This window comes from Zhongshania sp. (assembly GCF_029212375.1).
In the GTDB taxonomy this organism is placed as follows: domain Bacteria; phylum Pseudomonadota; class Gammaproteobacteria; order Pseudomonadales; family Spongiibacteraceae; genus Spongiibacter.
The window spans coordinates 1-11,811 of the sequence record NZ_JARGNU010000017.1 but is presented as its reverse complement, the minus strand read 5'-3'; the positions used below and the strand labels follow the sequence as shown (position 1 = coordinate 11,811).

Genomic DNA, 11,811 nt, shown 5'->3' with positions numbered 1-11,811 from the left:
AATTTTTAAAAATGGCCGAAATTCAAATACACATTCTGTTAAGAATGTGAGATTAAAGGCTATTTATAAGTGGGGCCTCCCCAAAAATGGGGAGAAATTTTGATCTTAATGATGGGGTGCAATGGCGAGTGTAAGTCAGGTTTTCATACCCTGACGGCGAGAGAAGACATGATTACGGTCACTAATTCAGTTTGCTTTGTTACCCCTATTTTGGCGTAGGCGGCTTTAGTGTGGCTGCGCACGGTGCTTTCTTTAATGTTTAACTGCCCTGCAATGGTGGCACTGGCTTTGCCAAAACACAGCAAACTAACAACTTCACTCTCCATGCCAGTTAATCCGAATAAATCGCGCAAGCCTGCATGGCTAATTGTGGGCTGCTGAGCAGTGTTTTTGACCAGCAGTAATACGCCGAGCTGTTGTTGGCCGAGTATGTCAGCAGGCAAGGGAAACGCCTCTACTTTTAGCTGATAACCGCTGTTGTTATCGCCAAGCCGAGCAAAGCGGCGGACAGTGATCGAGTTACCTTGAGTGAATTGGATCATTCCTTCGACGAGCTGGCAGGCGATATTTGAAAGCTCCCGAGATTTGAATTGCAGGCGGTGCCCGTCGAATTTTGCAAAGCCTTCGCTAAACATCTGCTCAGCTAATTGATTTTTGGCAACTAAGTGTCGCGACGTATTAAGCACAAAGGCAGCACTATCACTGATGCCTGCAATATTGGAAAAGCTCTTGTGGAGTGATTCGCCACTATTTACACGGCGAACAATAGAAAGCGCATTTTTAATGTGGGGTGAAATTCGGTCAAGGGTGTCTAAATCTGTTCTATTAAAAGGCTGGCGACTATGGCCGCGATGCAGGGCAATTACAACGCCTTGCCCAGACATGGGGTCGTCAAAATAGCTGCCACAAGCCCAGCGAACATCGTCTAGGCGCAGAAAATCATAGTAGATTTCTGTTTTTACAAATTCTCGGTCGGGAAAGAGATCATTACTGGAATGGAATTTTAAGGCGGGCTTATAGATGAGGGCTGGTGCCCAAGGGTCTTGGTCGACATAGTAGTCTAAATAAAGCTGTTCACGTTCTTGCGGGATGTTAATTCCCCACGATTTTCCTACACGACCAACGTTGTCGTCGATCATGATACTCGTTGATTGAAAATCTAAGATTTGCCCTAACTCGGTAAAAAAATGTTCCCAGCCATTAATTTCTAGGGCTTCTCGATACAAGTCACCAAGCAAGGTCGAAAATTGCTTTATATCCATAGAATAAGTGCCTCCTATATCCTTATAGGGCGCATGGGTTTTCAGAAAGTTTACAGGCAATAACGGCTGCTATCACCGCTAAAATGCAGATAAGCGTACAGTGAGCGCCAATATGGCTAGGCTGAGTTACAATAAAGAGGCCTAAACGAATAAAACTGAGCCGCTGGAGCGAAATTTGAGACCCAGAAACATCATCCGTGCCATGGACGCCGGTCGTGAGCAAATGCGGCGTTCCGAGCGCAAGGTTGCCGACTACATTTTGGCAAACTGCAAAGAAGTGATTCATATGCGGATTGTCGATTTAGCGCAAGAGGCGCATGTTAGCGAGCCGACGGTGGTGCGCTTTTGCCGAGCGGTGGGTTGCGACGGCTTTCAAAACTTTAAAGTTGTGTTGGCACAGCATATTGCCCACAGTCCCGATTACGAAGAATTTAGCTTTGGCGACGAGGATTCCGCCCGCCAATACACGTTTAAGGTGTTTGACTCCACGATGGAGACGCTAAAAAAGGTTCGCGATAACATCGAAGTTAGCGCCATTGAGCAGGCGGTGGCCCTGCTCAGCGAAGCGCGACGAGTGGAGTTTTACGGTTTTGGCGCTTCGGCAGCGGTTGCCACCGACGCCCAGCACAATCTGTTTCGTCTGCAAATTTCTGCCAGCGTGTATTCCGACCCTCATGTGCAAGCGATGTCGGCCATGTCGTTGCAAAAAAATGATGTGGTGGTGGCCATCTCCCAGTCTGGTCGCACCCGCGCATTGCTCGACGCCATCAAACTCGCCCAGCAAAATGGCGCACCGGTAATTGCCTTGGCGCCCTCGGGCTCACCGGTGGCAAGCCTTGCTGACTTGGCTATCGCCATCGATGTCGACAAAGACGACGGCGACTACACGCCGCTGCCCTCGCGCCTCGCTCACATGGCAGTGCTGGACATTTTGGCGGTGGGTATTTCCCGCAGCAAGGCTGGCGTTAGAGAGCATTTGAATACCATCGAAAAAGGCCTACAGGCGCTGCGCACGGATTCGAATAATAGTGGTCTATAGTGCGGCGTTGCAGCTAGTTAGCGGTTTCTCATGGGAGTAGGCTATTAAGTGCTAGATCGAGTCACAAGCCTTAATCGACACTGGCGAAGCTGGGTTCGCGCCTGCGGCTTATTGCTGTTGTCGATATTGCTGAGCGGGTGCGTGAGTTACCAAAGCAGCGACTTTGTTCAAAACATTGACCAGCGCTACCAAGCGGGGCAATACCTTGCCGCCGCCGAGGCCATTGAGCAGCAGTTGGGTTTGATGGATGTGAAAACGCGGGCGTTGCTGCCGGTAGAGGCTCGTTCGGGTGAAGTGCTATTGCATCTTGAGGCCGCCGAGAATTGGCGTTTGGCGGGCAATCCCCGCCGCGCAATTGCCCATTACGACGCGCTGGAAGACTTATTTAAAGACAAAGATGTGCAGAGCGGCGCTAGAAAGCTCGGCGAGAATATTGGCGCGGCACTGGTGAACGATGCGGTTCGCTCTTATGAGCCGCCGCCCGCCGAGCGCATTTTAACCAACTTTTATAAGGCCTTGGCATTTTGGTCGCTTGGTGAAAAAGACAATGCCCGCGTTGAATTTAATCGTGCTAATGAGCGGGCGCGCATCGCGGTAGAACGCTATGAAGCAATGATTGTCGAAGCCCAACAGGAAGGCCGCGACGCCAATCGCAATTTGCAGTCGTCTGGGGTGCAAAGCGCGCTGCGCCAGAATTTTCCCAATATGGATCAGTGGCAGGTTTACGACAGTTTCGTTAACCCCGCGGTGGCGTATATGAACGCCATGTTTTTGGCTGGCGGTAGCGGCAGCGATATTGCGCAGGCCGAAACCTTATTGGAGCGGGTTAATGGGATGATCGGCGGCAACCCAGTTATTGCCCAAGATCTCTTAAATTTACGTAAACAGGGGCGCTTGCATAATGGCGTGGCCCAGCGTTGGATTGTCTATGAAAGTGGTTTAAGCCCCGTGTATGGCGAAAAGCGCTTTTCCATACCTTGGTTTACGGTAAATGCGTTCATTCAAGTGACGGTGGCGTTGCCCGAATTGGTGAATCGCCCGAGTCGCAGCAGTGTAAACGGATTGTCGGTGGGTGAGCAGGCGATTGCGTTGCAGCCCTTTGCACGCATGGACAGAGTAATGCAGACCGAGTTTCAAAAGCGCTGGTCTGCAACCGTGACACGGGCGGTGGTGTCTGCGGCTAGCAAGGCAGTGTTACAAGACCGCATGGGCAAGGAGTTGGGGCCGTTAGGCAATTTGGCGGGTATGCTCTACGCCAATGCCAGCGCCTCGGCAGATACCCGCGCTTGGCATGCCATGCCTGAGCAGTGGTCGCTGGCGAAAATACCGGCCAAGCAGGCGGAAGATTTACGAATACCTTATGGTAGCGGTTTGGCGACGACCTTGAGCTTACCTGCAGATAAAGATGTATTGATCTATATTAAGCAGCCAAGCCCAAATGCTGCGCCTTATGTACAGTTGTTTTACTTATAAAAGGGATCATCTATGACAAATTTAAAGCGGATTATGGTGGTTTTTGGACTTGCGCTGCTGGTGGCTTGCGCGGGCGGCTTGCACCAAGGCAGCAATGCGCCAGCGTGGACAGCCCACGTAAGTTATGACGGCCGCTATTTAGATATTTTGGAACTTAGGGAGTGGTCTGATCCGGAAACCGGCACCAAGCTAATGTTGCGCGCCGAGTCTAAGGCCATGACCACCGTGCGTATTTCCTTTCGGGTGTTGTGGTATCGGGCCGACGGTCAACCGGTGAGCACGGTACTGGGTAAATGGCAGGAACGTACTATTGAATCTGGGCAAACCGTAGAAATTGTACAGAGTGCGCCGGGACCAGAAGCTGTTGATTATCGTTTTGAAATTACCGAAAAATAAAGGGGTAAGAGCATGAAAAAAATATTTACAGCCTGCGCTATGGCGCTGGCACTAACTGGCTGCGCTAGCGGGGTACAAATTGTAGACACCAATAACGACACCGCCGATTCGGTGATGGGTTTAGAGTACCGCGATTTTGAAAAAGCGGCCGGCGAAGCGGTACAGTCAATGATCGCCAGCGGCACGGTAAGCAAGCCAGGCGGCGGTCGTTATATTCTGGCGATTGGCCGCATGATTAACGACACCATGCAGCGTATTGATACCGATCAGCTGGTTAAAAAAATCCGCATTGAATTGCTTAACTCTGGCAAAGTAATGGTGACTACAGCGGTGGCCTTTAATGGCCCTGAAGATGAAATGAGCTATGTTGCCCGCGAGCTGCGCGGCAATAGTGAATTTGATCAGAGTGGCATCGCCGCGAAAGGTCAGCTGCAAGCGCCAGACTTGTCATTAACCGGCAAAATTTTACAGCGCAACCACAGCATGGGCCGCAATAAACAACAGGTGGAATACTTCTTTCAGCTAAGTCTGACTGAAATTAAATCGGGCTTAGCGATTTGGGAAGGGGAAACCCCGATTGTGAAGCGCGGTTCGGCCAAGTCGGTTAGCTGGTAATAACCGCGTTTAAAACGTAAATCTAACAAAGGCTGCTGTCATGGCAGCCTTTTATTCTTCAGCTATACTCAAACATAATTAGCCACTCTATGTTACTTCGGCGACGGTATCGGCCGACTCATCATTAGGTGGATTCCCTATAGAAAATGATGCAAATCGCTATGTGATCGACGCTGCATATAAAATCTGCATATTTAAATTAATTATCGCGTCAGAGTATTAGTGTTAGAGCTGGCCGCAGAAACATGTAATGATAAGACGGCAAACTGTTCACTATTCTAGCGGGCTTCGATTAGCCCACCCGCAACAACCATAAGCCCCAAAAAAGGACGTAGCGGTGACCCCCCAAAAGCTTAAGTTACGCGCTATCTTCCTTTGTGTAGCACTGTCACTGTTTTCAGTGCTAGTGACGGGCATTTTATACAGTCATTACAAAAGCAATTTGTATTCCCAAAGTTTAAATGAATTGGAGGCCATTCGAGACCGGAATATCAGTGTACTCGCCCATGAAATTGACCTGCTCGGCTTTGTGCTGTTTGATATAAAACTGGGTTTTATTCGCAAACAGCTATTAGCGCCAAGCGCGACGTTTAACCGCGAAGCCTTAGAAAACTTTTTGCTAGATTATACTGCGAACAAGCTTATTTCGCAGATTCGCTGGATAGACGATACCGGCATGGAGCGCGCACGGCTAGACCGAGTGACTCGAGCTGGCGCTGAATTTACCCCAGCAGAAACCTTGCAGGACAAATCCTCGCGTTATTATTACGCAGAGGCAATCGGCGGGGCGGCAGAGGCCATCTATATATCGCCGATTGATTTGAACGTTGAATTAAATCGGGTAGTAAAACCCTTTCAGCCAACCTTGCGGATGGCTATTCCCACTCGAAATGAAGAGGGACTGAGGAGGGGGCTTATTGTTTTGAATATTGATCTTACGTCAATATTTGAAAAAATTTACCAGTCCACGCGAAGCGGTATGGTGTTTCGCTTGGTGGATTCAGATGCCAAGTTACTAATCGACACCGACAACCCCAACGAGGGATGGTCGTCGCTATTGGGTTTAGTAACGGCGGAAGCCGAGCGCAATAGAGAAGTGCATACCAAAAATTTAATTGCGCGCTCAGATGCCAATGCCTCCGGACGATACGCTGGCGCCAGCGAGACCCTTGAACGCTTAAATGGTCTGCTTAGTGCGGGCAAAAAAACCTACTATGTACATGCCTATTTGAGCGACGACTACCTGAGCCAGATACGCCGTGAGGCAGTGCTGTGGCGGCTGCCAATTTTGATTTTGCTATTGTTGTTTTCCTTTGGTGTGGCGGCGTATGTGTATGTCTCAGGTCGCAAACTAATTATTCTTAACAGCCAACTTCAACGTGAGGTCGAGGAAGTTGAAAAAGTCAATTTCTATAAATCGACGTTTTTAGCGAATATGAGCCATGAAATTCGCACTCCTTTAACCTCGATAATGGGCCTGCTTGAAATTATTCGCCGTAACCCCGATGGTGACAGTTTAAATCGCAATTTAGATTTGGTGAGTGCAGCGGCGCGCAATTTACTGCGACTCATTAACGACATTCTAGATTTAAGCAGAGTCGAATCGGGTCGCTTGCAGTTAGAGAGCGGCGAGCTGTCAATTGATCCGTTGGTGGATCATTCGTTGGCATTATTTGCCACCGAGGCCGAAGCCAAAGGCATCGAATTACTTTCTGAAGTAGATCCCGAACTGTCCAGTTTAAGTTTTAACGGTGACACCCTGCGTATCCAACAACTACTCAATAATTTGATCGGCAACGCTGTTAAATTTACCACCAAAGGTCGAGTGAGGGTACGCGTAGATTTGGCCGACCGAAATGACGGCGATGCCACAATCCAGTTTTGCGTTAGTGACACGGGAGTTGGAATTGATGAGGCCGAGCTCGAAAAGCTTTGCGAACCCTTTGTGCAAGCAGACCCGTCCGTGACCAGGCAGTATGGCGGCAGTGGTCTTGGCTTATCTATTACACAGCATTTACTCGTCTTAATGGGCAGTCGACTCCAAGTTCAAAGTTCGATAGGAGTAGGTTCAGACTTTTCTTTTGCACTTACATTACCGGTGGCGGCCGAACACGGTAAAGAGCTTGGCAGATTGCGAGAGGAGTTGCCCAAAAATGTATTGATTGTTGATGAAAATCCGCGAGTCTGCGAGGTTCTCGACAAAATGTTTTCCTACTGGGGTTGCCAAACAAGCGCCTTGTACAGCAGTGATGAAGCTTATTTCGCAGTGGTAGAGCGCGCTGATGCGGGCGATGCCTTTGGCTTGCTAATAGTGGACAAGCATTTGTCGGGGGCCGAAGGGTTGGGCCTAATTCAACGCGTAAATGGATACCTCGATTCAAAATATTACCCGCGTCCTTCAGAAATTCTCTTGGCACTGGAGGCCGACCGCGCCGAGATTGCCAGCTCGCCGGCGTTTGCCGACATTACGATTTTGCAAAAGCCTGTAACAATGTCGCGGCTGCTAGAGGCCCTAGGGAAAAAGAATATTATTTCCATGGTCGGCAGCGAGGCGGAGCCAGACTTGGTGGAAATACTCGTAGCAAGCTTGAAGCAGCGCCTGCAGTGGGCGCGGCCACCCAAAATATTACTGGCCGACGACAACGCCTATAATCGCATTTTGTTAAAAGAATTATTTGGCAGCTTTGGCTTGCGCGTTACAGTGGTTGACGACGGTAAGCAGGCGCTAGAACGAGTGCAGAGCGGGCAGTTTGACTTGCTTTTCTTGGACATCCAAATGCCGGTTATGGATGGTCTGAGCGCGGCAAGTGCAATACGTTTACAGTATTCTGATGTAGAGCTACCGATAATCGCCCTGTCTGCAGCTAGCTTTGACAGTGACATAAAAGCGGCAATGGCAGCGGGGTTTAATGCCTATATAGCCAAACCGATTAATGTTGAAAAATTAATTAATATAATTTTGCAATACTGGATACCCGTTGCGGAAAATCCAGGGCTTGCTATCGACAATGACTCTAACGACGGTTCGCTAGCGGGCTTATTCGCCTTAGCGGAATTCACACCAGATAATGCCATTTACCAACAAATTGGTGAAGTAGGGTATCGGCGCGTGGCCGCGGCGTTTGTGAAAGACATGGAAAATGAATTAGCCCTCTATTTGAGCCAGCCTGATTTGAGTGCTAATGAGCAGCAGCGGCTTTTTCACCGTTTGACCGGCGCCGCGCCTTCGGTGGGGGCAATGATATTGGCTGAACGCAATAGTGAGATGAAACAGCGTATTGCTGACGACCCCAGCGCGTCATTAGCACCGCTTTTCGAGGCAATTAAGGAGACTGTAACAATACTGAGGCGCTATTTAGACATACCCAGCGATAAAGCTTAAGCAAGCTCTGTCTGGGGACAGGCTTACGGTTTTACGTCGCTGCGGAGCTTGACGTGGTGCTCGGCTTTAATATGGGCATTGACTCGCATCAATACGCGATAGGGGCTGGCGGGCTTGGTGATAAAATCGACGGCGCCGGCCTGAAAGGCTTGGGCTTCAAACACCAGTCCCTCAAAGCCCGTTAAGAAAATGACGGGGATATGTTTGGTCTCCGCGCCCGCTTTTATTTTCTTGCACACATCGAAGCCAGATTGATCCGGTAAATCGACATCTAGCAGTATTAAATCGATTTTGTTTTGGCTGAGACAATCCAGCCCAGCTTGGGCGGTCTCCGCCATAAACAATTCACAGCCGTGTTCCAAAATCACACAGAGTGACTCTAGTGACGCGGGTTCGTCATCGACAATAAGAATTTTTGCGCCTTGTTTTGTCACTGAAATCTCATCTAAATTAGGGCTAGTCTTTAGGCTTTAATAATATTAAGACTGCAAGTATAGCTGATATGCTAGCAACCGAAGATACTTACGCAAACCTGCGTTGATATTGCAAAATCTCGCTTTTGGGCATTGCCTCGGCAAAAAGCCACCCTTGGGCAAGTACACAGCCGCGGTCGAGTAAAAAGTGAACATACTCCTGTGACTCTACCCCCTCGCAAATAATACGCACATTCAAATTGTGTAGGAGCTGAATGAGGCCGGTAAGAATCTGTGCGTCTTGAGAGTCTTCCTGATTAAATGCCTCCAGAAAAATACGGTCAATTTTGACTGTTGAAAACTCGATTCGCTTAAGGGTGTATATTGACGAATTGCCCTTGCCAAAATTATCTAAGGTCAATTGAAAGCCAATACTGGTTAGGCGGTTTAAATTTTCTAGTATCACCGGATCGCGATCAAAAACCAGCGGCTCTGCAATTTCGATATGAACCTTATTGCAGTAATCGCGGCCTTTTTTGGCAAATAAGGTTTCAATATAGCTAATTAATTCTTCGGAGCGAAGCTGGATTGCCGATAAATTCATGGCAACCTCCGTCGCTAAATTCATACGGTCGAGAATTCCAGAAAGCTGATAAACCTGATTCGCCACCTGTAAACCCAGCTTTACCATAAGCGGATCGTTTTCAATGATAGGCATAAAATCTGCTGGTAGCCGGATATCGTCTTCACTGCGAACCCACCTGGCCAGCGCTTCAAAGGCGACAATTTTGCCGGTAAGTAGATTGTGAACAGGCTGGAAATAGGTTTTTATCTCGCCGTTGGCAATTGCGTTGCCAATTTCGTGGCGCTGTTCTACCAGTGAGTGCGCCTGTTTTTGCGCTTCCTCATTATAAAAGCAGCAGCAATTGCGCCCCGCCTTTTTCGACAGGTACATCGCGCTGTCTGCTGCTTGTAACAGCTGTTCGGCGGTGATGGCATCAAAGGGGTAGCGGGCAATACCGATGCTAGAAGTGCACTGGTAAGTGAGGTCTTTTAGTTTAAAGGGTTCAGCAAGGGTTTTAATTAATTTATTACTTAGTGTGACGAGTGTTTCCTTTTTCATTTCACCACGTAACAGGATGACAAATTCGTCGCCGCCAAGTCGCGCGATAAAGTCGGTGTCTTTTAAGGTGTTTTTTAGCCGCCGACTCACATTAATCAGCAATTCATCACCGTAATCGTGGCCAAATTGGTCGTTAAGCTCCTTGAATTTATCGAGATCGATAAACAGTAGGTTAAGTTTCTCGTCGTCGCGTTGGGCTTGCTTAAAGGCCTCGTTGAAATAGCCATTGAAAGCCAGTCGATTGTGAAGCCGCGTTAGAGCGTCGATCTCTGCACTCTCTTTGAGTTGCTTTTCCAATTGCAGCTGATTACTGATGTCTTGGATAATATTGACTATATAGTAATCGTCGCTATTATCTTTGGGCACCGTACTGGCGTGCAAGGATGTATGGAATAGCTTGCCGTCTTGACCGATGTTAACGACGCGACCCGTCCACGACCCTAATTGTTCCAAATTAAGTTTAATTTCGTCTTGGCGCAAAAATTTTGTTGCATCGTCATAGAGCGACTCTTCATCACAGCCAATAATCTTTTGTTCTTGGTATTTAAACATACGGCAAAAAGCAGGATTTACTGCGGTAATTTTGCCGTCGCTGTTCGACACATAGATTGCTTGCTGGGTATTGGTAAACACCAAACGATGGGTGTTGAACTCCGCGTCAGCAAAATTTTGAGCGTCGACAATGAGTAAAGAGAGGTGAGTTTTTCGAGAGCCGTTCTCCTCGACAATTTCTTTATAGAGCAGGCAGCGGCGAGCTTGGTTCTGGCATAGCACGCGCAGCTCCAGTGGCGCATATAAATCTGAGTCAATCCAATCTAAAAACTCGGTGGTGCCGCGTTTAATATAACGAAGCAGATTTGTGCGGTTAATACCTTGCTTGCCAGTAAGAAGATTTGGATCTATTTCGCGCAATGCGGCGGTGTTGGCGTAGAGTATCCAATACTTTTCATCAATGATGAGATAGGGCGTGGGGTAGTGATTATGGCTTTCGTCGCGACCGCTCGCAGAGCCTGCCAAGCTAAGCCCTTTGCGGTCCCCCGCTCGTCTATTAAATACAGGATTCTGCTGCATTGTATTGCCTATTCCGCCGCAAAAAAAGTCACCAGCATTTTGCTGGCATAGCCGGTGGTTTCGTCTAGATCGTAAACGGTATGGTTGGCGTAAACTGGGGTGAAGCCATTTGGATCCCTTTTCTTGAAAGCGTACTTGCTGGGATAAGTGGCGCCGGGTGATCCAGTTCTAACACGATCAAAATGCTGCTTAATTTTTTCTAGCTCTTCGCTGGCAAAAAGTTTGAAGAAGGCTTCGCCGCTGAAGTCTTCCAAGTCTGCGAGGGAAAAGCCAAACTGCTGGGTTAGGGTTGGATTTACATATTCAATATGCTGGTCGATGAAATTGTAAATATAGGCGCAATTTAGACTGCTGGTGAGAATGTAATTAATCTTGTCTTTGTAGGCGCTGGTGTTCTTTTCGTAATGAGTTTTTTCGGTGATGTCGGTCATGGTGCCCATCACCTTGGTTGCCTGCTTCAATTCATTAAAAGACACCACGGCGTCGAGAGAAATTACCCGTACCGCTTGGTCTGCACCGCCAACTTTAAAGGTGATGGGCAGTTTTACCTGCTTAACCAGCATTTCTTTCATCTGGGTTTCTAGGCGATTGCGATCATCGGGGTGAGCTAGTCCGATAAACGCTTCGAAGGAGGGCTGGTATTCATTTGCGTCCAGATTAAATAAGGTGAAGCAGCCTTTACTCCACGTTAGCCGTCGATTTTCAATATCCCACATCCATGAGCCGCTAAGCCCAATTTTCTCGGCCTCTTGCAATAGATTATTGGACTGCATTAAGTCTGAACGCAGAACTTGTAGCTCGCTCTGCTGTTGCTCTTTTTCCTCATATGCCATACGCAGTTCGGCGTAGGCAGTTTGCAGCTCTTCGTTGGTAGATTGCAGTTCTTCGTTGGTGGTCTCTAGCTCTTCGTTGGAGCTTTGTAGCTCTTCGTTAGAGCTTTGCAATTCTTCGTTCATGGCCTGCATTTCTTCGTTAGAGGTTTCTAACCAGGCTGTAGAAAAATTAAGTTTTTCACGTAAAAATTCCTCACCACAAAA

9 protein-coding genes are annotated in these 11,811 nt (G+C 48.3%); 5 read left to right on the top strand and 4 right to left on the bottom strand.

Annotated features, from left to right (window positions below):
* Positions 1-143: 143 nt before the first annotated feature.
* The gene (locus P1U47_RS15095) at positions 144-1,262 is read right to left on the bottom strand and encodes a LuxR family transcriptional regulator (protein ID WP_301030039.1); all 1,119 of its coding nucleotides are present in this window, start codon (positions 1,260-1,262) and stop codon (positions 144-146) included.
* 175 nt (positions 1,263-1,437) lie between these two features.
* Between P1U47_RS15095 and P1U47_RS15090 the strand changes: the two genes are divergently transcribed.
* From P1U47_RS15090 to P1U47_RS15070, 5 genes are all read left to right on the top strand, one after another.
* Positions 1,438-2,301, top strand: coding sequence for an SIS domain-containing protein (locus tag P1U47_RS15090; protein WP_301030038.1), 864 nt, complete (start codon positions 1,438-1,440; stop codon positions 2,299-2,301).
* Between the two features lie 48 nt (positions 2,302-2,349).
* Entirely contained in the window at positions 2,350-3,774 is a 1,425-nt protein-coding gene (locus P1U47_RS15085) for a hypothetical protein (protein ID WP_301030037.1), read from the top strand.
* A gap of 12 nt (positions 3,775-3,786) precedes the next feature.
* Positions 3,787-4,170, top strand: a complete 384-nt coding sequence (locus P1U47_RS15080; protein ID WP_301030036.1) for a DUF1425 domain-containing protein — start codon at positions 3,787-3,789, stop codon at positions 4,168-4,170.
* Between the two features lie 12 nt (positions 4,171-4,182).
* Positions 4,183-4,785: a penicillin-binding protein activator LpoB gene (gene lpoB, locus P1U47_RS15075; protein WP_301030035.1), complete on the top strand. Its 603-nt coding sequence runs from the start codon at positions 4,183-4,185 to the stop codon at positions 4,783-4,785.
* A 337-nt stretch (positions 4,786-5,122) separates the two neighbouring features.
* Complete coding sequence (locus tag P1U47_RS15070) at positions 5,123-8,167, top strand: response regulator (RefSeq protein ID WP_301030034.1); 3,045 nt, start codon at positions 5,123-5,125, stop codon at positions 8,165-8,167.
* A 23-nt stretch (positions 8,168-8,190) separates the two neighbouring features.
* Here the strand turns inward: P1U47_RS15070 and P1U47_RS15065 are convergent, their stop codons facing one another.
* The 3 genes from P1U47_RS15065 to P1U47_RS15055 all read right to left on the bottom strand — a co-directional run.
* Positions 8,191-8,601, bottom strand: coding sequence for a response regulator (locus tag P1U47_RS15065; RefSeq protein WP_301030033.1), 411 nt, complete (start codon positions 8,599-8,601; stop codon positions 8,191-8,193).
* Positions 8,602-8,689: 88 nt separating this feature from the next.
* Complete coding sequence (locus P1U47_RS15060) at positions 8,690-10,774, bottom strand: EAL domain-containing protein (RefSeq protein ID WP_301030032.1); 2,085 nt, start codon at positions 10,772-10,774, stop codon at positions 8,690-8,692.
* 8 nt (positions 10,775-10,782) lie between these two features.
* Positions 10,783-11,811: PAS domain-containing protein (locus tag P1U47_RS15055; RefSeq protein WP_301030031.1), on the bottom strand; the 1,029-nt coding region annotated here is incomplete at its 5' end.

Coding starts and splice junctions, on each gene's coding strand:
- P1U47_RS15095 (WP_301030039.1), bottom strand. CDS start 1,262: ATGGATATAAAGCAATTTTCGACCTTGCTTGGTGACTTGTATCGAGAA.
- P1U47_RS15080 (WP_301030036.1), top strand. CDS start 3,787: ATGACAAATTTAAAGCGGATTATGGTGGTTTTTGGACTTGCGCTGCTG.
- lpoB (WP_301030035.1), top strand. CDS start 4,183: ATGAAAAAAATATTTACAGCCTGCGCTATGGCGCTGGCACTAACTGGC.
- P1U47_RS15060 (WP_301030032.1), bottom strand. CDS start 10,774: ATGCAGCAGAATCCTGTATTTAATAGACGAGCGGGGGACCGCAAAGGG.